This is a genomic window from Candidatus Deferrimicrobiaceae bacterium (genome assembly GCA_036504035.1).
Classification (GTDB): domain Bacteria; phylum Desulfobacterota; class Deferrimicrobia; order Deferrimicrobiales; family Deferrimicrobiaceae; genus JANXPS01.
This window is the reverse complement of the sequence record DASXVV010000006.1, coordinates 620,690-640,984: the sequence shown is the minus strand read 5'-3', so window position 1 is coordinate 640,984 and position 20,295 is coordinate 620,690. Positions and strand designations below refer to the sequence as shown.

17 protein-coding genes are annotated in these 20,295 nt (G+C 69.0%); 7 read left to right on the top strand and 10 right to left on the bottom strand.

Annotation, left to right across the window (positions count from 1 at the left end):
- Nucleotides 1–257: 257 nt before the first annotated feature.
- Nucleotides 258–1,601 carry an NADP-specific glutamate dehydrogenase gene (gene gdhA / locus VGK27_04205; protein HEY3489313.1) on the bottom strand — a complete coding sequence of 448 codons (1,344 nt, stop codon included), beginning with the start codon at nucleotides 1,599–1,601 and terminating at the stop codon, nucleotides 258–260.
- Between the two features lie 120 nt (nucleotides 1,602–1,721).
- Between gdhA and VGK27_04200 the strand changes: the two genes are divergently transcribed.
- On the top strand, nucleotides 1,722–2,774 hold the full coding sequence (locus VGK27_04200; GenBank protein ID HEY3489312.1) for a Fic family protein: 1,053 nt from the start codon (nucleotides 1,722–1,724) through the stop codon (nucleotides 2,772–2,774).
- A gap of 3 nt (nucleotides 2,775–2,777) precedes the next feature.
- Here VGK27_04200 and VGK27_04195 read toward each other — a convergent pair whose 3' ends face one another.
- The 6 genes from VGK27_04195 to VGK27_04170 all read right to left on the bottom strand — a co-directional run bounded on the left by VGK27_04195 (nucleotide 2,778) and on the right by VGK27_04170 (nucleotide 9,924).
- Nucleotides 2,778–3,260, bottom strand: coding sequence for a glycine zipper 2TM domain-containing protein (locus VGK27_04195; GenBank protein ID HEY3489311.1), 483 nt, complete (start codon nucleotides 3,258–3,260; stop codon nucleotides 2,778–2,780).
- A 94-nt stretch (nucleotides 3,261–3,354) separates the two neighbouring features.
- Nucleotides 3,355–5,970 carry a PEP/pyruvate-binding domain-containing protein gene (locus VGK27_04190; GenBank protein HEY3489310.1) on the bottom strand — a complete coding sequence of 872 codons (2,616 nt, stop codon included), beginning with the start codon at nucleotides 5,968–5,970 and terminating at the stop codon, nucleotides 3,355–3,357.
- Between the two features lie 23 nt (nucleotides 5,971–5,993).
- Nucleotides 5,994–6,338 (bottom strand): hydrogenase maturation nickel metallochaperone HypA, encoded by a 345-nt coding sequence (hypA, locus tag VGK27_04185; protein ID HEY3489309.1) that lies wholly within the window; start codon nucleotides 6,336–6,338, stop codon nucleotides 5,994–5,996.
- 3 nt (nucleotides 6,339–6,341) lie between these two features.
- Entirely contained in the window at nucleotides 6,342–7,010 is a 669-nt protein-coding gene (gene hypB, locus VGK27_04180; protein ID HEY3489308.1) for a hydrogenase nickel incorporation protein HypB, read from the bottom strand.
- Entirely contained in the window at nucleotides 6,998–9,073 is a 2,076-nt protein-coding gene (locus VGK27_04175) for an ATP-binding protein (GenBank protein HEY3489307.1), read from the bottom strand. The genes hypB and VGK27_04175 overlap by 13 nt, the downstream gene beginning before the upstream one ends.
- Nucleotides 9,070–9,924: a substrate-binding domain-containing protein gene (locus VGK27_04170; protein ID HEY3489306.1), complete on the bottom strand. Its 855-nt coding sequence runs from the start codon at nucleotides 9,922–9,924 to the stop codon at nucleotides 9,070–9,072. Before VGK27_04170 ends, VGK27_04175 begins: the two co-directional genes overlap by 4 nt.
- Nucleotides 9,925–10,049: 125 nt before the next feature.
- Between VGK27_04170 and hypF the strand changes: the two genes are divergently transcribed.
- Genes hypF through hypE form a run of 4 tightly spaced genes read left to right on the top strand, consistent with a single transcriptional unit; the run spans nucleotide 10,050 to nucleotide 14,709 of the window.
- Nucleotides 10,050–12,443 (top strand): carbamoyltransferase HypF, encoded by a 2,394-nt coding sequence (gene hypF, locus VGK27_04165; GenBank protein ID HEY3489305.1) that lies wholly within the window; start codon nucleotides 10,050–10,052, stop codon nucleotides 12,441–12,443.
- Nucleotides 12,406–12,633 (top strand): HypC/HybG/HupF family hydrogenase formation chaperone, encoded by a 228-nt coding sequence (locus tag VGK27_04160; protein ID HEY3489304.1) that lies wholly within the window; start codon nucleotides 12,406–12,408, stop codon nucleotides 12,631–12,633. Before hypF ends, VGK27_04160 begins: the two co-directional genes overlap by 38 nt.
- Complete coding sequence (gene hypD / locus VGK27_04155; GenBank protein ID HEY3489303.1) at nucleotides 12,614–13,711, top strand: hydrogenase formation protein HypD; 1,098 nt, start codon at nucleotides 12,614–12,616, stop codon at nucleotides 13,709–13,711. Before VGK27_04160 ends, hypD begins: the two co-directional genes overlap by 20 nt.
- A complete protein-coding gene (gene hypE / locus VGK27_04150) occupies nucleotides 13,708–14,709 on the top strand; it encodes a hydrogenase expression/formation protein HypE (GenBank protein HEY3489302.1) in 1,002 nt (333 codons plus the stop codon). Before hypD ends, hypE begins: the two co-directional genes overlap by 4 nt.
- 22 nt (nucleotides 14,710–14,731) lie before the next feature.
- On the opposite strand, the gene VGK27_04145 is transcribed toward hypE, so the two are convergent.
- Together VGK27_04145 and VGK27_04140 are read right to left on the bottom strand one after the other, a co-directional pair.
- Nucleotides 14,732–15,145: a hypothetical protein gene (locus tag VGK27_04145; GenBank protein ID HEY3489301.1), complete on the bottom strand. Its 414-nt coding sequence runs from the start codon at nucleotides 15,143–15,145 to the stop codon at nucleotides 14,732–14,734.
- Between the two features lie 51 nt (nucleotides 15,146–15,196).
- The gene (locus VGK27_04140) at nucleotides 15,197–16,579 is read right to left on the bottom strand and encodes a hypothetical protein (GenBank protein HEY3489300.1); all 1,383 of its coding nucleotides are present in this window, start codon (nucleotides 16,577–16,579) and stop codon (nucleotides 15,197–15,199) included.
- A gap of 76 nt (nucleotides 16,580–16,655) precedes the next feature.
- Between VGK27_04140 and VGK27_04135 the strand changes: the two genes are divergently transcribed.
- Together VGK27_04135 and VGK27_04130 are read left to right on the top strand one after the other, a co-directional pair.
- Nucleotides 16,656–19,001: a response regulator gene (locus VGK27_04135; protein ID HEY3489299.1), complete on the top strand. Its 2,346-nt coding sequence runs from the start codon at nucleotides 16,656–16,658 to the stop codon at nucleotides 18,999–19,001.
- Entirely contained in the window at nucleotides 19,001–19,459 is a 459-nt protein-coding gene (locus VGK27_04130) for a PAS domain S-box protein (GenBank protein ID HEY3489298.1), read from the top strand. Before VGK27_04135 ends, VGK27_04130 begins: the two co-directional genes overlap by 1 nt.
- Here VGK27_04130 and VGK27_04125 read toward each other — a convergent pair.
- A complete protein-coding gene (locus tag VGK27_04125; GenBank protein HEY3489297.1) occupies nucleotides 19,456–20,175 on the bottom strand; it encodes a hypothetical protein in 720 nt (239 codons plus the stop codon). The two genes, VGK27_04130 and VGK27_04125, sit on opposite strands and share 4 nt — an antisense overlap.
- Between the last annotated feature and the right edge of the window lie 120 nt (nucleotides 20,176–20,295).

Below are 20,295 nucleotides of genomic sequence, written 5' to 3'. Positions count from 1 at the left end.
GGGAGGGGGGCCGTTCACTCCGTCGTCAGCCGCAACGTTTCTATCCATCGGCACTGCGTTCAGGCCCCCCCGCCCCTGCGCTCCGGAAACACCGTGCGCCCGGGGCCGCCTAAAGTTGCCGCTCCGGCGCCCCGGTCATGGCGCACATCGGGCGCCCCCGTCGAGCTCCCGGGCATGAAAAAGGCCGCCTCCCTCGTCGGGAAGCGGCCCTTTTGCGTGGCGGATGCCGGCCGGGGCCGGCGCTCGAGGCGGTCTGCTTACACGATCCCGTGCGCGGTCATCGCGCGGGCGACCTTGATGAAGCCGGCGATGTTGGCGCCCACGACCATGTTGCCCGGCGCGCCGAATTCCTCGGCCGCCTCGGAGCAGATCAGGTAGACGTTCTTCATGATGTTGTGGAGCTTGGTGTCGGTCTCCTCGAAGCTCCAGGCCTCGCGTCCGGCGTTCTGCTGCATCTCGAGGCCCGAAGTGGCGACGCCGCCGGCGTTGGCCGCCTTGCCGGGTCCGAAGAGGATGCCCGCCTCGAGGAAGGCATGGACCGCTTCCGGCGTGGAGGGCATGTTCGCGCCTTCACCGACCGCGATGACGCCGCCCTTGATCAGCTTCTTCGCGTCCTTGCCGGTCAGCTCGTTCTGGGTCGCGGAGGGGAACGCCACTTCGCAGGGGATGTCCCAGATGTTGCCGTTGGCGATGTACTTCGCGCCCTTGTGGAAATCGACGTAGTCCTTGATCCGGCGACGCTCGATTTCCTTGAGCGTCTTGACCGTGTCGAGGTTGATCCCCTTCTCGTCGATGATGACACCGTTGGAGTCGCTCATCGCGATGACCTTGCCGCCCAGCTCGCTGACCTTCTCGTGCGTGTAGATGGCGACGTTGCCGGAGCCCGAGACGACGACCTTCTTGTTCTTGAGCCCGTTCTTCCTTCCCTTGAGCATCTCCTCGACGAAGTAGGTGCAGCCGTAGCCCGTGGCCTCGGTCCGCACCTGGGAGCCGCCGTAGACCAGCCCCTTGCCGGTGAGGACGCCCGCTTCGAACTTGTTGGTGAGCCGCTTGTACTGGCCGAACAGGTAGCCGATCTCACGGCCGCCGACGCCGATGTCGCCCGCGGGGACGTCGGTGTGCTCGCCGATGATGCGCCACAGCTCGGTCATGAAGCTCTGGCAGAAGCGCATGATCTCGTTGTCGGACTTGCCCTTGGGATCGAAGTCGGAGCCGCCCTTGGCGCCGCCGATCGGCAGGCCGGTCAGCGAGTTCTTGAAGATCTGCTCGAAGCCGAGGAACTTGATGATGCCGAGGTAGACCGACGGGTGGAAGCGGAGGCCGCCCTTGTAGGGACCGAGCGCCGAGTTGAACTGGACGCGGAAGCCGCGGTTGATCTGGACTTCGCCGCGGTCGTCCTGCCAGGGCACGCGGAAGATGGTCTGCCGCTCGGGCTCGCAGATCCGCTCGATGATCTTGGATTCCGCGAACTCGGGGTACTTGACGAGGACGGGGCCCAGCGACTCGAGGACCTCGCGGACCGCCTGGTGGAATTCGGATTCGCCCGAATTGCGCTTGATGACTTCCTGGTAGATCGCTTCCAGTCTTTCCGTCAGAGCCATGGTTTGATTCCTCCTTTTTGCGATGGACCCCAATCTATCGCCCCGGCATCCGGGTCGGAACGCAAGATTCGCAATCGGGTATAATCGGGCATAATCGACATCGATGAAAGGGGGCGGGAGTTGTTCGAACGGCTGGACCGGAGACTGGCGGCAATCCCGCCCGAGGGTGCGCAGCGCCTGTTGCGGACCGCCGCCCGCATCGACGGGCTGTCGGGCTGGTGGGACGGCTATCGGATCCATTCGCCGCCCGGGATCTTCCGCGCAAACTCCGAGGCGATTCCCGCTGCGGCGGACGCCTCGACGCGCATCTGCCGAAGCGGCATCCAGCGGCTGCCCGGAACCGGGGGGCGCGGCGGAGACGCCGTGGCGGCCGCGTTCCGCGCAGGATGCGAGGCGGCGCTTCGGGAAATCATCGTCCGGCACGACCAGTTGCCGCCCAACGAGGCGACGCTGCTCGCGCTGCACGCGGCGCTATTCATGAAGTCGCCGGCCGACGCCCATCACCGGGGCCGCTACAGGGCGGCCCCGCGGAAGGACGGCACGCTCCGTCGGTGGGAGCTGGAGCCGGCCGCGATGCGTCCCTCGAGCCCCTCGATCGCCCCGGGCGAAACCGCGTTCCTCTTGTCGTGGCTCTCGGCCCGCCTCTCCCCGTCCTGTCCGTTCCACCCGCTGGCCGTGATCGGCGCGTTCCTGCTCGAGTTCCTCGCGATCCAGCCCTTTTCCGACGGGAACGGCCGGATGGCCCGGCTGCTCTCCACGCTCCTGCTGCTGCGCTGCGGATATGCCTTCGTCGAGGTTTCGCCGCCGGACCGGAATATCCTGGCCCGGCACGGCGAGATGCTCATCGCGCTGCGGAAGAGCCAGGCGACGCGAAACACGCCCAGGCCCGACATCACGCCCTGGCTTTCGGCTTACCTGGAGGCGCTGGAGAAAACGGCGGCGGAACATAAATCCCGGATGCTGGCGCCCGAACCGTCGGTCCGGCTGTCGGCAAACCAGGAACGTGCGCTCGCGTTGGCCGGGCGGGGCGGCGAGCTGACCAACCGGATGATCGCGGAGATGCTGTCGCTGCCGCGCGAAACCGCCAAGCAGACGCTCGGACGGCTGTGCGCGCTGGGATTGCTGGAGCGGATCGGCATGGGGCGCGCGGTGCGTTACCGGCGCCCCGCCTGACCGCTACTTCGAGACGCGGGCGCTCCCGTCCGGCGCCGTCAGGACGCGCACCCGGTCGCCGGCGTTGAACCAGACGTTGGGCTCCGCGGCCTGGACAACCGCGACCGTCTTCCCGCCGTCCAGCTCGACCGTGATCTCGACGCCGTTCTGCTTCGACCCCGCTTCCTCGACCGCGTTGCCGGCCAGCCCGCCGACGATCGCGCCGCCGACCGCGCCGACCAGACGACCCGTCCCCCGTCCGATCCCGCTGCCGAGCGCGCCGCCCAGCACTCCGCCGGCGAGCGTCCCGGCGCCGGTCTTCGTCCCCTGGATGCTGACCGGCCGGACCGCCTGGACGGTGCCCATGCTCACGACCATGACCTGCTGCGTCTGCCCGCGCGTGTAATCGCCACCACCCATCCCCATGCCGGCGCACCCCGACAGGGCAAGCGCAAGACAAAGCACGGCAGCCATCCCGACCGGCAGCCCCTTCGAAAGATGCCTCATGACAAGCCTCCATCGGCCGCACTTTCCCGGCGCAGCCATCTTCATCAATAGATGGAACCGGAACGGAGGGGGTTTCATCCGGCGAGCGGAAATCTCAGGGTGTGCAGGGAGACAGGTAGCTCACGGCGCGCTGCCGGGGGGAGTCGGCGTTGACGTAAAGCACCCGCCCGTCGGCGAGCGGGAAATCGGTCACGCGGATCACGTCCGAGAGATCGGCGTCGTCGGGCAGCAGCGCCCCGAGCCGGTTGGCCGCCCCGCCGGGAGCCGAGGGGAGGATCACGTTCCCCGCGCGGCCCGGGAACAGGGCGAGGTAGAGCATGTCCGCCTCGACGAGATCGTTGAAGAAATGGGAGCCGAGCGACACGTCGGGCACCACGCCGCCCCCCATCGCCACCACCTCGCAGATCACCGAGACGGCGCTGATCTCGCCGAACGAGACCGGCACGCCGAGCGACGGGGTGCTCGTTCCCCAACGGCCCGGCCCGACCAGCATCAGGACCGGCGCGGGATCGGCCGGCAGGTGCACGAGCCGCCCGATCGCCCGGGCGACCTCGTACCGCATCGGGATCGGCAGCGCCGCGTAGCGGTCGGGATCGACGATGATCAACCGGTCGATGGCCGCGATCGAGCTCTGGCCGATGACGGGCCCGCGCGTCGCGAGCACGATGTCCTCGTCCCTCAAGCCCTCGGGCGGCGGCACGTGGACGCCGCCCTCCTTCACCTGCAGGGGGCGGCATTGTACCGGGTCGATCCGCCAGCGGCCGTCCGAGAGCAGGTTCGCGGTGAACTCGACGTCCACCGGGTAGTCGTAGGCCCGGTGCAGCGTCGACAGCATCTCCCGCATCTGCGGGACGAGCGGCGTCTCGGACAGGAGCCGGTCGAAGGTGAGCACCCACGACGCAGGCCCGGCGACCTCACCCGAGCGCCCCAGCAACCGGTCGCGCCGGACCGCGAACGTCTCGATCGGCAGCGACGGGCTGACGCGCACCACCTCGTCGATGTGGAGCGCGGCCATCGCGTTCTTGTCGAGGTCGATGACGTCGACGCGCCGCTGGGCGTGGTCGAGCCGGTCCGCGCCGCCGGAGTCGGGGCGCCGCAGCGGGTCGTTGAGCGCCACGATCCGCGTGTAGTCGTCGTCGGAGCGGTCGACCGCCCGCGTCCCGAGGCCGAAGACGAGCCGCACCACGCCCGCCGCGGGATCGATCCCCTCGCTCCAGACATACGGATTGAAGGAGAGCCCGACGCCGGCGACCTGGGGATAGAACAGGTGGCCGTGGACGGCGCCCGAGACGCGCTGGACGAGCACCGCCATCTGCTCGTCGCGTCCGAGCAGCCCCCGGTGCGCCCGGTAAAGCAGCGCCTCCTCGCTCATCGTGCTCGCATAGACGGTGCGCACTGCGTCGAGGAAGGCGGCAAGACGGCCCTCGGGCGTCCCCTGGTTCGGGCAGAAGACGCTCTCGTACTTCCCCGTGAAGGCGTTGCCGAAGCCGTCTTCAAGGAACGAGCTCGAACGGACGATGATCGGCGACTGCCCGAAGTATTCGAGCATCGCGATGAACTGCTCCCGGACGAACGGCGGGAAGGCGCCTGCCAGGATCCGACCGCGCGCCTCTTCGGCGCCCTCGAGGTAACCCCCGGCCTCCCGTTGCGTCCGGCGCGCCTTCCAGCAGCCGTTCCGGACGAGGTAGGTGTAGAAGACGTCGGATCCGACGAAGAAGGAGTCGTGCGTCTCGAGGCGGTCGGCCCAGCAGGCGTCGCTCTTCGCGAGGATCGCGCGGGAGAGGAGCATCCCGACCGACTTGCCGCCGATGAGACCGGTACCGAGCATCCGCTTGCGGATCGCGAGCAGGTCGGTGAGGTCGAGCCACTTCTCGGCCAGCGCGATCACCCGGTCGTCGCGGGAGACGAGCATCCGGAGCAGCCGCCGGAAGATCCGGCCCGCCTCCTCGGCCGGCGCGATCCCCCGGCCGACCTCGTCGAGCGCCTTGCGGGCCTCGAGCACCGTGCGGTCCCACATGTCGAGACCGCGCGCTGCGGTATCCACGCGTCGTCCCGACGTGCCCGCCAGCACCTCGGCCAGGAAAGCGCTCTCGGTCACGGGCAGGAAATCCTCGCCGCGGCGGCGGTGCGGCAGGTACATCGTCGGCGAATGGCGGCCGTCGACCTTCAGCGGGTGGACGTACCGGTCGTCGCCCTGGCGGAAGACGTCGACCAGAATCTGCGTCGTGTCGCGGATCGCGGCGACGGCCTCGAACGAGTGGCGGTCGCGCAGCAGCGCGAAGTAGGTGACGGTGTCGAGCTCATAGAGGAAGGGACAGGTCACCATGAAGAAGTTGCCGAGCATCAGGTCGCTGTACCAGTCGGCGGCCAGGTCGGAGAGCGAGTCGAAGACGTAATAGGCGCCGGGACCCGCCTGGGCGATCACCCGGTGGATCTCGGCGGTGAACGTCTCGAAGCCGACCTCGGGATTGAGGACGTGCCGCTCGACGCCGCAACCGGGGGGCAAAAGCTCGGCATGGCGGGCGAAGCGGAAATAGATGAGCGGCCGGCCGGCCGCCAAAGTGGAGACACGGAATGCGTCGACGAACGGAACGTATTCCTCGACCGCGTCGACCTGCCAGACGACGTTGTCGCCCAGCCGCAGGCCGTCGAGCACCGCATCGAGCGAAGGAAGCCCCGTCCCGGGGCAGCGCGCTTTCGTTCCGGCCATCCGTCCCTCCACTCCGGTCGCGGTCAGTCGTCGATGTCGAAATCGACGATCTGAAGGTTGTCGCCCCCGGACAGGCCGATGCCTTCCGCGCCGCAGGCGGGGCACTCGAGCACGACCATCTGCGCCCCGGACCGCGCCCCGCACGCCGGGCAGGCGACGACGACCGGCTCCTCCTCGATCGCCAGCAGAGCGCCTTCGGCGATCGTGCCCCGGGCGACATGCTCGAAGAGAAAGGACAGGTTGTCGGCCACCACCGCCCGCAGCACGCCGATGCGCAACGAGACGCGCGTGATCCGCTTCGCCCCGTGCCGCTCGGCCTGGGGAAGGATCGCGCGCAGCAGCTCCTCGGCGATCCCCAGCTCGTGCATCGGCTACAGGCTTGCCTTCCGGTCGTGCAGGGCGGCCAACCGGTCGGCGAACGCGGAAATTCCCTCGCCGGTCTGGGCGGAGAGCCGGAAGATCCCGATGCCGGGATTGATCGCCCGCGCCGCCGTCTCGACGTTGCCGACGTCGAAGCGGACGTACGGCAGCAGGTCGATCTTGGTGACGGCCAGGAGCGACGACGTCCTGAAGATGAGCGGGTACTTGAGCGGCTTCTCGTCGCCCTCGGTCACGGAGAGCGCCACGACGCGGACGTCCTCGCCCAGCGGGATCTCGGCCGGACAGACGAGATTGCCGACGTTCTCGACGAAGAGAAGGTCGACGACCGAGAGGTCGATGTGCGCCAGCGCTTCGCGGAGCATGAACGGGGGGATATGGCAGGAGGAGCGGGTCGTGATCTGGCGGACCTGCACGCCGTGCTTCCGGATGCGCGCGGCGTCGATGTCGGTCTCGATGTCGCCCTCGATCACGGCGATCCGCTTGCGGCCCGACAGCGCGCCGATCAGCGCCTCGATCAGCGTGGTCTTGCCGGAACCCGGCGAGGAGACCAGGTTGATCGCGAGCAGCCGGTGCCCGTCGAAGAGCGCCTTAAGCGATTCGGCCTCGGCTTCGGCGGACTGCTGGACCGCCTGGCCGACGGGAATCGTCACGTTCCCCATGCATTGCCTCCCGTCGCGTCGCCGATCGCCCCGGACAACGCGGCCGCGAGCGTCGCTATCAGATACGGTTTCGCCACGACGCCGCAAAACCCGTGCGCCCGGAAATCGGCCATGACCGGGTCGTTCGAATAGCCGCTGGAGACGATCACCCGCGCCCCGGGATCGATCTCGAGCAGGCGCGCCACCGCCTCGCGCCCCCCCATCCCGCCGGGGATCGTCAGGTCCATGATGACGGCGGAGAAGGGCTTCCCGGCCGCTTGCGCCTCGCGATACATCGAGATGGCCTCGGCGCCGTCGCCGGCGAAGGCGGGTTCGTAGCGGAGGTGGCGCAGCATCTCGCCGACGACCTCGAGGATGACCGCGTCGTCGTCCATGGCCAACACCCGGCCCGCGCCGGCCGGCGATTCGGCTGCCCGGGCCGGCTCGCCGGCGCCGGCATGCGCGCTTGCGGGCAGGTAGAACACGAAGGTCGCGCCCTCGCCGGGGGGCGAGGATGCCGTGATGAACCCGCCGTGGTTCTTGACGACGTTGAAGCAGACCGACAGCCCGAGACCGCTCCCCTCCCGCTTGGTCGTGAAGTAGGGATCGAACAGGTTGGGCAGGTGCTCGGGCAGGATTCCCTCCCCCTCGTCACGAACCGAGACTTTCACGTAGCGGCCCGGCAGGAGGGGAAGCGCATCGGACGACGTCACCAGGATGTTCTCCGCTTGGATGTCGATCGTCCCGCCGTCCGGCATCGCCTGGAGGGCGTTGATCACGAGGTTGTGGATGACCTGGCTGATCTGCCCCTCGTCGATGTCGGCCGGCCACAGATCGGCCGTCACGTCGACCTCGCAGCGCGCCTTCGCGCCGGCCATCGCGAAGCCGACGGTGTCCCGGACCAGCGCGCCCAGCGAGCCGGTCTTCCGGACCGGCGCGCCGCCCCGCGAAAACGTGAGCAGCTGGTTGGTCAGGTCGCGCGCCCGCTGGCACGCCTTGGCCGCCTCGTCGAGCCGCGCGTGCGCCTGGGTCGCCGGGTCGACCTGCGCCTCGGCCAGCGAGATGTTCCCCAGAATGGCGGTCAGGATGTTGTTGAAATCGTGCGCGATGCCCCCCGCCAGCGTCCCGACCGATTCGAGCTTCTGCGTCTTCAGAAGCTCCTCTTCCATCCGCTGCTGCGCGGTGATGTCGCGGAAGACCACCACCATCCCCTGGAGCGTCCCTTCTTCTCCGCGGATGGGCGCGGAGCTGTCGGCGATCCGCAGGATCCGGCCGTCCCGCGACGTCAGGAGGGCATTCCGGAAGACGGGGTCCATGTCGCGGCGCTCGCGGAACATGCCCAGCGGATCGGGCAGCGGATCGCCCGTATGGGCGTCGACGGCGTGCATGATCTCCCGGAGGTTGCGCCCGGCCGCCTCGTCCGTGGGCCATCCGGTCAGCCGCTCGGCGATCGCGTTCATCATCAGCACCTTGCCGTCCGGATCGGTCGAGATGACGGCATCCCCGATCGCGTGCAGCGTGACATGGGCCCGCTCCTTCTCCTGGAACAGCGAGGCCATGACACGCTGCAGCGCCCGCATCGGCAGCAGCATCAGGGCGCTGTAGACCGCGACGCCCAGCAGGAGCCCGAGCAGCGCGAACAGAAAGGTGTCCTTCAGGAGAGGCACGAGCGAGCGGCTGATCTCGACCCGGCCGATGTAAGTGCCCGAGTCGAAGAGGTCGGTGGCGCGGGTCATGTAGGGACGGGCGAGCGGGTCCGCGCTCTGCTGGACCAGATGCCCGCGGTGGTTGACGATCCGCCGGATCTCGGGCTCGCGGCGTTCGAGGCGATGGGCGACGATCGCCCCGAGCCGATGCTCCTCGAACTGCCACATTTCGGGATCGTTGTTGATGATCTCGCTGATTCCTTGCGCGCTGAACCCGACCTCGGACTCGAGCGACGCCTCCAGCGCCCGGTAGCCGACGGCGAACTGGATCGACGGCAGGGAAAGGGCCACGATCGCCGCGATGCCGCCCGCGACCAGGCGGAGCCCCCGCGCCAGGCGCGCCTCGCTCTCCTTCACGCCGCCGAAGAACAAGTTCAACGGACCGCCACGCATCCCGCCTGAAGGAGGACCCGCCGCCCTTCAGTCGAGCGCAGGAAATGCACGAACCTTTTGGTGGCGGGGGAGGAACCGGCGCCGGTCACGAGAACGAACACCCGCACCAGGGGCCACTTCCCGTCGGAAAGCGCCTTGACATTCGGCTCCACGCCGTCGAGCGCCAACGCCCGCAAGGGCCGCTTCTCGGCGATGATCAGCGAGAGCACGGTCGTCCCGAACGCACCGGAGACTTTCTCGAGGTAATTGGCGGCTTCCTGGTCGGTCAGCGCAGAGATCATCCCCTTCCGGGCCAGGGCGGCCTCGACCGCGCGCTTCATCCCGGGAGACTTGGCTATTAACTGGCGGATGTCGGTGTCGTCCGGGGGACGCAGGACGAGCCGGATCGTGTCGCCGTCGGGCCACGCGGTCATCGTCCCCGAGTAAATGTCGGTCACCTCGCGGGTCGTGACGCCGGATACCGGGCTGATCTTCGCGACGGCAAAGACCATCGCCGTCTTGCCGAAGACCTCTTCCCGGGCGCCCAACGCCCGTTCCTCGGCGGTCAGCGGCCGCGCACTGACCCCGAGGTCGAGGTTGCCCGTCAGGACCGCCTTGATCCCGCCCCCGCTCCCCAGGGTGGGGAAGATGACGACCGGGGTCGCCGGCTCGTGCTTCCGGAAGGCTTCCCCGAGCATGCGCATCGCACCTAGCGCGCCGCCCGTCCCGCCGATCCGGATCGGCTCGGCCGCCGCCCTTCCGCCCGGCCACGGTGCGGCGGAGACCAGCAGCAACGCCAGGGCTGCAACCGTGAGGGGGCATCGGGGCCACCCCTGCACACGTCGAATCGATCGCATCTAAAGACCTCGCTTTCCGAAGGCGTCCCCGAAATCATCCGGGGGACAAGGGATTTTACCCCAGACGGGCGTGGAAGACGACGACTCAGGGACGGAAGCGGGATTGCCGGTGCTAGACTGGGCGGATGAGTCGATCCACGCTTCCGCCCACGCTCGCCGCCGTTCGCCTCGCCGTCCGCGGGACCGTGCAGGGGGTGGGCTTCCGGCCGTTCGTCTACCGGCTGGCCGCGGCCTGCGGAATCGCCGGCTTCGTAGAGAACCGGGCCGACGGCGTTCGCATCCACGCCGAAGGGGCGCCCTTCCCCTTGCGCGCCTTCCGGGCCAGGCTCGTTTCCGAGGCGCCGCCCGCGGCGCGGATCGCGCGCATCACGGCACGCGCCGTGCGCCCGGAAGGAATCCTCGGCTTCGTCATCGCCCCCAGCCGTCCGGTCGGACAGCCGCTATCGAGCATTCCGCCCGACATCGCGACCTGCCCGGCCTGCGCGGCCGAGCTGGCCGATCCAGGCGACCGGCGGCACGACTACCCCTTCATCAACTGTACGAACTGCGGCCCCCGCTTCACGATCGTCTCGCGGCTGCCCTACGACCGGGCGAATACGTCGATGGCGTCCTTTCCGCTTTGCCCCGACTGCCGCCGCGAATACGAGGATCCCGCCGATCGCAGGTTCCACGCCGAGCCGGTCGCCTGTCCGGCCTGCGGCCCGTCGCTCGCGCTCGCGGATGCCGACGGGAAACCGATCGCGGCCGCCTCTCCGGTCGCCTCCGCGGCAGCCGCCCTGGCGGCGGGCCGCATCGTCGCTTTGCGCGGCCTGGGCGGCTTCCAGCTCGCGTGCGACGCCGGCAACGAGGCCGCCGTTCGAGAGCTGCGCCTGCGCAAACGGCGCGAGGAAAAGCCGTTCGCCGTCATGGTGGCCGGCCTGCCCGAGGCGCGCGAGATCGCCCGGCTATCGGCCGCCGATGAGGCCATCCTATCGGCCCCCTCCGCACCCGTCCTGCTTTGCGTGCGGAAACAGCAGGCGCCGGTCGCCCCATCCGTGTCGCCCGGCCTCTCCCGCATCGGCCTCTTTTTGCCGTACACGCCGCTCCATCGGCTGCTGCTCTCCGCCGTTTCCCGCCCGCTCGTGATGACCAGCGGCAATCGCACCGACGAGCCGATCGCCATCGGCAACGAGGAGGCGATCGCGCGCCTTGCGGGCCTCGCCGACCTGTACCTGCTTCACGATCGGGACGTGCTGCGGCGCGCCGACGACTCCGTCGTGGCGTCGGTCGGCGGCAAGCCGTACCCGGTCCGCCGCGCCAGGGGCTTCGTGCCCGCCCCCGTGCGGCTTGCGCCCCGCCACGCGGCCGCGTTCCGGAAGGCCATGAGGGACGGGGCCGTCGCCGGTCTCGGGGGCGAGATGAAGAGCACTTTCTGTCTGCTCGACGGGAACGAGGCCGTCCTGTCGCAGCACCTGGGAGACCTGTCGGACATCGGCACCCGCGAATTCTACCGGGACGAATTCGCATTCTACCGGCGTTTCCTCGGGGTGGAGGTCGCAGCCACCTGCGCCGACCTCCACCCGGGCTATTACACGACCGGACTCGCGGGGGCGGCGGGCGGCAGCGAGACGTTCGGGCTGCAGCATCACGAGGCGCACCTCTATTCGCTGATCGCCGAGAGCGGCTTCTCCGGGAAGGCGGTCGGCGTCGCCTTCGACGGCACCGGCTACGGCGAGGACGGCTCGATCCGGGGCGGCGAATTCTACGCGATCGACGGCTTCTCGATGCGACGCGTCGCATCGCTGGCCCCCTTCCCGCTCCAGGGCGGCGATGCCGCCGTCCGCGCCCCCTGGAAAAGCGCGCTGTCGACGCTTCTGGCCACGTTCCCCCGCGCGGAGGCCGAGGACGTCGCGCGGCGCCTGCTCCCCGAGGTTTCCGCCGAGGCGGTCGCCCTCGCGGCCGAGGCGACGACGAAGGGCGTCAACACCGTCGCCTGCTCGAGTGCCGGGCGGCTGTTCGACGCCGCGAGCGCCCTGTGCGGCCTGGGCGCTGCCAGCTCGTTCGAAGGGCAGGCCGCAATGCGGCTGGAGTGCTTTGCGGCGACCATCCGGGGCGACGGCGGCGGGAGCTACCCGTTCACAGTCCGTTCCGAAGGGTCGCTCCTTGCGGTATGCTGGAATGATGCCGTCGCCGGCCTCATCGCCGACCGCGATCGCCGCGTCGATCCTGCGGCGATCGCACGACGCTTCCACGAGACCGTCGCGGCGATGATCCTCGACGTCGCCTCCCGACTCGCGGCGGAGACGGGCGCGCGCCACGTTCTGCTGAGCGGGGGCGTGTTCCAGAATCTCCTGCTGCTCCGCCTGCTGCGCGCCGGTCTGCGCGCGCGGCGCCTCGTCCCGGTGATCCACCGGCAGGTCCCGTGCAATGACGGCGGGTTGAGCCTGGGGCAGGCGTTCTATGCCGCGATACGACTTTCGGGAAAGGTGAAGACCGACCGCCATGTGCCTCGCGATCCCCGCACAGATCCTGACGCTTGAAGAAACGAGGGCCGTCGTCTCGATCGGCGGCGTGACGCGGGAAGCCAGCGTCATGCTGCTCGATTCGGCGGCGGTCGGCGACTGGGTGCTGCTGCACGCGGGATTCGCCATCGAGAAACTCGATCCCGACGAAGCCGAAAAAACGCTCGCCCTGATCCGGGAAATGGCCGATGCCGATCCCGCACGTTGACGCCTACCGCGCCGCGGCCCCCGCCGCCGCGCTGATCGCCCGGATCCGCGAGGCCTGGAGCGGCCCGCCGGTGCGCATCATGGAAGTCTGCGGCACCCACACGATGGCGATCGCGCGTCACGGGCTGCGGGCGCCGCTGGCCGGCGCAGTCAAACTGATCTCGGGCCCCGGTTGTCCGGTCTGCGTGACGCCCGACGGCTACATCGATGCCGCGGTCGCCCTCGCATCCCGGGCGAAGATCACCCTCGCCACGTTCGGCGACATGGTGCGCGTGCCCGGGAGCCGCGGGTCGCTCGAGCAGGCGCGCGCGGCCGGCGCCGACGTCCGCATCGTTTACTCCCCGCTCGACGCGGTCGACCTCGCGGCCGCAGAGCCGGACCGCGAGGTCGTCTTCCTGGGCGTCGGGTTCGAGACCACCGCGCCCACCGTGGCCGGCGCGATCGTCACGGCGCGGCAGCGAAACACGCGCAACTTCTCGGTCCTTTCCTCGCTGCGCACGATCCCCGGCGCGATGGCGCTGCTCGCCGCCGACCCCGCGGTCCGGATCGACGCATTCCTCTGCCCGGCCAACGTCAGCGCGATCATCGGCGCCGACGCCTACCGCCCGCTCGCCGAAAGATACCTCCTGCCCTGCGTCGTGGGCGGCTTCGAGCCGCTCGACATCCTTTCGTCGGTCTTGATGATCCTGCGCCAGAAATCGCGCGGCGAGGCCCGGGTCGAGAACGAGTACGCCCGCGTGGCGACGCCGGGGGGCAACCGCCGCGCCCAGGCGCTGCTGGCCGAGGTCTTCGAGCCGTGCGACGCCGACTGGCGCGGCCTGGGCGTCCTGCCTGCCTCGGGCCTCCGGATCGCCGGCGGGTACGCGGATTTCGACGCCGGGCGGAAGCTCGGGATTGCGGTCGCCGCCACTCCGGTGCGCAGCGGGTGCCGTTGCGGCGACGTGCTCAAGGGGATGATCGACCCGCCCGGCTGCCCGCTGTTCGGCGCCGCCTGCACCCCCGCGACGCCGGTGGGTCCCTGCATGGTGTCGACCGAAGGCGCCTGCGCGGCGGCCTTCAAGTACGGGAGCCTCGCGTGACGGTCCTGCTCGCCCACGGCGAAGGGGGCCGGCGGTCGCGCGACCTGGTCGAGCGGACCATCGCCGCCCGCTTCGCCAACCCGCTGCTCGCCCCGCTGTTCGACTCGGCGCTCCTGGGCGCGCCCGGCGGCGACCTCGCCTTCACCACCGACGGGTACGTCGTGACCCCCCGCTTCTTCCCGGGGGCGGACATCGGCCGGCTCGCCGTCTGCGGCACGGTCAACGACCTCGCCGTCTGCGGTGCCGCGCCCATCGCCCTGTCGTGCGCTTTCATCCTCGAGGAGGGGCTGCCAGTCTCCGAGCTCGAGCGCGTGGCCGACGCGATGCGAGCCGCGGCCGACGAGGCGGGCGTGCCGATCGCGACCGGCGACACGAAGGTGGTCGAGCGGGGGAAGGGTGACGGAATCTTCGTCACCACGGCGGGCGTCGGGGTGATCCGCAGCGGCTGGCGGCCGCGGCCCGAAGCGACGCTCCCCGGCGACAAGGTGATCCTGACGGGCACGATGGGGGATCATCACTTGGCCGTGCTGATCGCCCGCAACAAGATGGCGATCGACGCGGACATCCGGTCGGACGCCGCCCCGCTCAACGGGCTGCTGCTGCCCGCGGTCGACCGGTTCGGTCCCGCCATCCGGATCATGCGCGACGCCACGCGCGGCGGAGTCGGGGTGACGCTCAACGAGCTGGCGCACGCCTCGGGGCGAAGGATCGTGCTCGACGAGTCGCGGTTGCCGGTCTCGCAGGCCGTGTCCGCCGTCTGCGAGATCCTCGGCTTCGATCCGTTATTCCTGGCGAACGAGGGGAAGGCGCTTTTGATCGTCGCCGCCGAAGCCGCCGACGAGGCGCTGGCGCTCCTTTCTCGGCACGAATACGGCCGCGATGCGGCGATCGTCGGCCGGGTGGCCGACGGCGCCCCCGGCGTCCTGCTCGAGACGCGCGCGGGCGGCCTCCGCGCGGTCGATTACCCCGCCGGCGACGCTCTCCCGCGCATCTGCTGACCGCTTTGGCCGTTCGAAGCGGCTACTTCCGCTCGATGGTCACCTGGTCGACGACGAGGTAGTTGTAGTTGGATCCCATCCGGTCGAACGTCCCGTAGACCGTCACCTTGTCGCCCTTCTTCAGGTCGAGGACGGTCTGCGCCTGCGGGTGGTCCCGCTTGATGTACATCCGGACGAGGCAGAGCGGGCCGAGGGTGAAGCAGTAATAGTCCCGCGTGTTGATCTTCATCCGCTGCTGAAAGCAGAAATCGCTGCCGCAGAACTGGAACGGCTCGGTGACCCGGTATTTCTTCCCGACATGCGCATCGGGGTTCTTGACTAGGTCGGACTGGGTCGACGTCTGGTAATCGGCCGCGTTGAACTCGGTCTTGGCGGATGCGGAGCCAATCGGAAGCGCCAGCAGGCAGGCCAGGGCCAGCCAAACGAATCGTCGCATCGGAGATCTCCTTTTATTACTGCGTTGGACGTCTTGCGGCCGGCTTTTATTCTACCGCCTTGGAGACCATGAAGGGGATCCGATCCCCGTCATTCCCGAAAAGACCCGGCGGGTCGCTCGCCCGTCCACCGAGACGATCCGGATCTCCGAGTGCGCGCCCTCCTGGTAGGTGTACGCCACGAAATTCCCGTCCGGGGAAAAGGCGGGGTCGATGCAATCCCCGGCGCCCCCGGCAAGCTGCCGGGGCTCCGATCCGTCGGGGCGGATGAGCATCAACGAGAAGCGGCCCGCGGACTGAGAGGTATAGGCGATCAGGTCCCCGGTCGGCGACCAGCTGGGCGAGGTGTGGAACTTGCCCGAGGGCGTCACCTGTCGTTCCGCCCCCCGACCCGGCTCGCGCACGAAGATCGCGGGCGTGCCGTTGCGATCCGACACGAACGCCATGCGGGTGCCGTCCGGGGAAACCGAGGGGGAGGTGGTGATGGCGCCGCCGGCCACCCGGATCGGGTCTCCGCCGTCCAGCGGCAGTGCGAAGATGTCGGTGGACCCGCTCTCGCTCCTGGAATAGTAGAGGAGATCGCCCCCGGGAGAGAAACAGCCCGGCGACAAGGCGTTGCCGGACGGGACGACCTCGCGCTCCGTCCGGGATTCGAGGTCGCGGAGGTAGATCTTCGGCAGCCCCGTACGGAACGACGTGAAGGCGAGCCGCCGCCCGTCGGGCGACCATCGCGGGAAGAGGTTGAAGCTGCCGTTGCGCGTCACCGGGCGCGGCGCGGCGCCGTCCAGCCCGACCACGTAGACTTCCTTCCCCCGCCCCGCCCCGTCCCTTTGCGGCGGGTGGGCCGTGAAGGCGATCTCGGTGTCGAAGACGCCACGGAATCCGGTGAAGGCAAGCTGGATCTCGTTGGCGATCCGGTGCGCCGCGATCCGCCACCCATCCATCGGGACCACCCATTTCCGGCCAAGGAGTACTCCGCCACGGGCGACGTCGTACAGGCGGACGTCGATCGTCAGGCTGTCGCCTCCGCCCGCAATGCGCCCGATGAGAAGCGCATCGACCTTGGCATGCCCCCATCGGGCAAGTTCCGGCGCCCGCCCCCCCGGGGCGAACATCTCGGCCGTCGCTTTTTCGGGGATAGCGTCGGCCGCCGGAAATTCGAAAAACGGCGTCATGCCGAGGTCGGCTGCGATCAGGGCGGGGATCTCGCGGCCGAGGGCGCCCTCCGCGCTCCCCTCCACGGCGAAATCGGGCAAAGAGAGCGGAATCCGGCGGTCGGGGGCGACCTCGCGGAACGCCTCCGTCTTGCGGCTTCCCTTTCCCCCTCCGGCGGAGGCGGTTTCCATCCCGGGGATCGAGAGGAGTGCCAGCGTCGACAGGAGCAGGCAGATCCGTTTCGTTGCAGGCATCATCTTCGCCAGTATACATTCGAACATGGCATTCCCGGCCCGTTCCGGCTAGAATCGGGGACCGATCCATCACCCACTCCCTCGGGAGGCAAGGCACACTCCTATGACCGACGACCGATCCGAAAAGCCGGGCGCCTCCCTTTCCGCCGGCGGAACGACGCTCCCCCCGGGAACGCTGCCCTCGCTCCCCGAAACCCGCGAAGTCTTCGCGGGAGAAGACGCCGCCACGATCCTTTCCACGCTGTTCCCGACCGGCCAGACGGGAAAGATTCCGGAAGAGCCGTCCGATACCGCCCCCCCGGCGGAGAACGACGACGATCCGCGCTGCCCGATCCTCCTCGTCGACGACGATGCGCCGTCGCGCGAAACGCTCCTGACCCACCTTACAGGCAGGGGCTGCCGCGTGCGCGCCGTCGCCTCCGCGAAAGAAGGTCTCGCGCTTCCCGGGATCGACCGGTTCGCCGTCGCCCTGGTCGACCTCAACATGCCGGGGATGGACGGCCTCCAGATGCTGGCCGAGCTGGACCGACTAGCTCCCGACACCGAAGTGATCCTGATGACGAGTCACGCCACGCTCGAGACGGCGATCGAGGCCATCCGGCGCGGGGCATACGATTATCTTCGCAAGCCGTTCTCCGACATCGACGACGTCCTGAGGTCGGTCGAGCGGGCCTGCGAGCACCGACGCCTCGCGATGCGGAACCGCGAGCTGGTCGCCGACCTCGCGTCGCGGAACAGCGAGCTCTCGGCCGCGGTCATGCGGCTGACCGCGCTGATCGAGGCCGGGCGCGCGATGAGCGGCATCGAGTCGCTTTCCGAGCTGCTCGACTTCTTCATCGGGCTGGTCAGCAAGGAGCTCGACGTCGAGCGGGCGTCGCTCATGCTGATCAACGAGAACAGCCGCGAGATGAGCGTGGCCGCGAGCCGCGGCATCAGCAGCGAGCTGGCCGCCAAGATCCGCATCCGGGTCGGCGACGGCATCGCCGGGTGGGTCGCCAAGGAGGGCAAGCCGATCCTGGTCAAGGACGTCCGGACCGACCCGCGCACCCATCGCTCCCTCGCCCGGAACGCGCTCACGGAGACGCCGAGCGACGAGGGTTCCTTCATCTCGGCCCCGATCGTGCTCTCGATCCCGATCATCGTCCACGAGAAGACGCTGGGCGTCATCAACGTCACCAACAAGCGGTCCGGCGACCCGTTCCGGGAAGAGGACATGGCCTTCCTCTACGGACTTGCCGGGCAGGCGGCAGTCGCCATCGAGAAGACGCGCCACTACAACGAGCTCAAGCTCGCCTACGAGTCGCTCAAGGACGCCCAGGACCAGCTCGTCGCCTCCGAGCGCCTGAAGGCGCTGGGCCAGATGGCGGCGGGCGTCGCCCACGATTTCAACAACCTGCTCAACGGCATTCTCGGCAAGGCCGAGCTGCTCGCGCTGAAGCTCTCCGAGAAGGAACCCGACCGCGGCGCCATCCTTGCCGGCCTCGAGATGATCGAGCAGATCACGCTGCAGGGCGCCGAGACGGTCAAACGGGTGCAGGACTTCACCCGTATAAGGAAAGACCACCCGACGAACGCGGTCGACGTCAACGCGCTCATCCGCAACGCCGTCGAGATGACCAAGCCCAAGTGGAAGTATGAGGCCGAGACGCGCGGCGTCCCGGTCGACGTCGAGCTGCTGCTCGGCGACGTGCCGCCGACCACGGGGAACCCGTCCGAGCTGACCCAGGTCGTGTCCAACCTCGTGTTCAACGCGGTCGAGGCGATGCCCCGCGGCGGGCGCGTCGTCATCACCTCCCGGCGCGACGGTGACGCGATCGCCATCGGCATCGCCGATACGGGCGTCGGCATGAGCAAGGCCACGCAGGGCCACATCTTCGAGCCGTTCTTCACGACCAAGGAGACGGGGCAGGGGCTGGGGATGTCGATCGTCTACGGCATCCTCGCGCGCCACGGGGGCGAGATCTCGGTCGACAGCGGCGAGAACCGGGGAACGACCTTCACGGTGCGCATTCCCGTCCGCGCCCCCGCCCGGCAAGCATCCGACGCCCCCGGCGACGCGGGTGCGGCGCTCCAGCCTTCCGCGCGCATCCTCATTGTCGACGACGACGACCTCAACCTCAAGATGCTCAACGAGGCGCTGACCGCGCGCGGCCACCGGGTCTCCGCATCCTCGACCGGAAACGACGCGATCGAGATCTTCCGGCGGGAGCCCTTCGACCTCGTCCTGACCGACCTCAGCATGCCGGGCATGTCGGGCTGGCAGGTCGCCCGCGAGGTCAAGGCGTGCAATCCGCGCGTGCCGGTCATCCTCCTCAGCGGCTGGGCGATCCAACAGGACGAGGAGAAGGTCCGCGAATCCGGCGTAGACTACGTCATCTCAAAACCGTGCTCGCTCAAGACGCTCAAGGGCGCCGTCGACGAAGCGCTGCACTCGGGGCCCAGAAACTGATGGACTGGACATCTTCGAAGGAAACCAACTGGATCTGCCGTCAGATCGTCACGGAAGCGCTCGACGGCATCATCATCGCCGACCGGGAGGGGACGATCCGCCTCTGGAACACCGGCGCCGAGCGGATCTTCGGCCGACCGGCCGCCGAGGCGCTGGGTCAGACGCTCGACCTGATCGTGCCCGAAAAATACCGGGTCGACCACTGGGCGGGCTTCCAAAAAACGATGGCGTCCGGCGCGACGAAATACGGCGCCGAAACGCTCAACGTCCCGGCGATGCGGGCGGACGGCAGCCGCGCCTCGATCGAGTTCACCGTCGTGCTGCTGCGCGAGCCGGCGGGCCGGGTTGCCGGCGTCGCGGCGATCATCCGCGATGCGACCGCCCGCCGCGAAAAAGAGCTCGCGCTCAAGAAGCGGCTCGAGGCGCTCGAAGCCGATTCCTCCGGCACCGCCCGCTAGGGCTTGAACGTCGACGCGGGGAGCTTGGCCGGCAGTTCGATCTTCTCGAGAATCGTCTCGCCGGTGACGAACCCGTTGGCGAAATTGGACTCCCTGAACGCGAAGAGAATCCCGCCCGACTTCCTGTAGTCGGAATATCCGGTGATGAATTCGAGAGGCCGCCCCATCCCGAGGCCGCCGCGGCCCGCCGATCGGAGGATAAGCCCCGTCCGGGGGTCGATGTCCACCGTCAGCGTCAATTCTTTCCCGAGCGGCAGTTCCAGCGTCCGGACGGCCTTGCCGTCGACCTTTCCCTCCCCCTTGTCGACCACCTTCCTGATGCTCCGGAGCAGGTTGAGCGGCAGCGCGAGCCGTGCGGCCTGCAGCACCATGGCGTCGAGCTGGGGGCCCGTGACCGCCTCCCCCATCCGCCAGCCCGCCTTGCCGTCATAGACGCGCGTCTCGATTTCGCTTGAATAGGTGATCTGGACGCGGAGCTTGTCGGGATACGTGAACTCGCGCTGGATCACGCCTTTCCGGCCCGGGCGCATGATCGACGTGGTCTCCCCGAACTGCCGGACGTGCGAAGCCTTGGCCAGCGCCGACTCCCCGCCGTACGCCTCGACGGTCTTCCGGACGAGCGATTCGACGCGTTCGGAGGCGGGAGCGGCGGCGGGAAACAGCAGGATCGAAGCGAACAGCGTCGCCACGCCCGCGAATCGGAACAAACGAAACATCACGACCTCCTCGGCAAATAAGAGTCATGATGCGCCCCCGGACCGCCGGGTTCCATCCGATTCGTGCGGATTGATGAATTTATTCCGCATGCCTGTCCCGTGGATCTCGCGTGCTATATT

Bases quoted from the DNA above. Each gene is read 5' to 3' on its own strand.
- VGK27_04170 (HEY3489306.1), bottom strand. From the start codon at position 9,924: ATGCGATCGATTCGACGTGTGCAGGGGTGGCCCCGATGCCCCCTCACG.
- hypB (HEY3489308.1), bottom strand. From the start codon at position 7,010: ATGGGGAACGTGACGATTCCCGTCGGCCAGGCGGTCCAGCAGTCCGCC.
- hypA (HEY3489309.1), bottom strand. From the start codon at position 6,338: ATGCACGAGCTGGGGATCGCCGAGGAGCTGCTGCGCGCGATCCTTCCC.
- hypD (HEY3489303.1), top strand. From the start codon at position 12,614: ATGCCGATCCCGCACGTTGACGCCTACCGCGCCGCGGCCCCCGCCGCC.
- VGK27_04125 (HEY3489297.1), bottom strand. From the start codon at position 20,175: ATGTTTCGTTTGTTCCGATTCGCGGGCGTGGCGACGCTGTTCGCTTCG.
- VGK27_04140 (HEY3489300.1), bottom strand. From the start codon at position 16,579: ATGTTCGAATGTATACTGGCGAAGATGATGCCTGCAACGAAACGGATC.
- VGK27_04160 (HEY3489304.1), top strand. From the start codon at position 12,406: ATGTGCCTCGCGATCCCCGCACAGATCCTGACGCTTGAAGAAACGAGG.
- hypF (HEY3489305.1), top strand. From the start codon at position 10,050: ATGAGTCGATCCACGCTTCCGCCCACGCTCGCCGCCGTTCGCCTCGCC.
- VGK27_04190 (HEY3489310.1), bottom strand. From the start codon at position 5,970: ATGGCCGGAACGAAAGCGCGCTGCCCCGGGACGGGGCTTCCTTCGCTC.
- VGK27_04145 (HEY3489301.1), bottom strand. From the start codon at position 15,145: ATGCGACGATTCGTTTGGCTGGCCCTGGCCTGCCTGCTGGCGCTTCCG.
- gdhA (HEY3489313.1), bottom strand. From the start codon at position 1,601: ATGGCTCTGACGGAAAGACTGGAAGCGATCTACCAGGAAGTCATCAAG.
- VGK27_04195 (HEY3489311.1), bottom strand. From the start codon at position 3,260: ATGAGGCATCTTTCGAAGGGGCTGCCGGTCGGGATGGCTGCCGTGCTT.
- VGK27_04130 (HEY3489298.1), top strand. From the start codon at position 19,001: ATGGACTGGACATCTTCGAAGGAAACCAACTGGATCTGCCGTCAGATC.
- VGK27_04135 (HEY3489299.1), top strand. From the start codon at position 16,656: ATGACCGACGACCGATCCGAAAAGCCGGGCGCCTCCCTTTCCGCCGGC.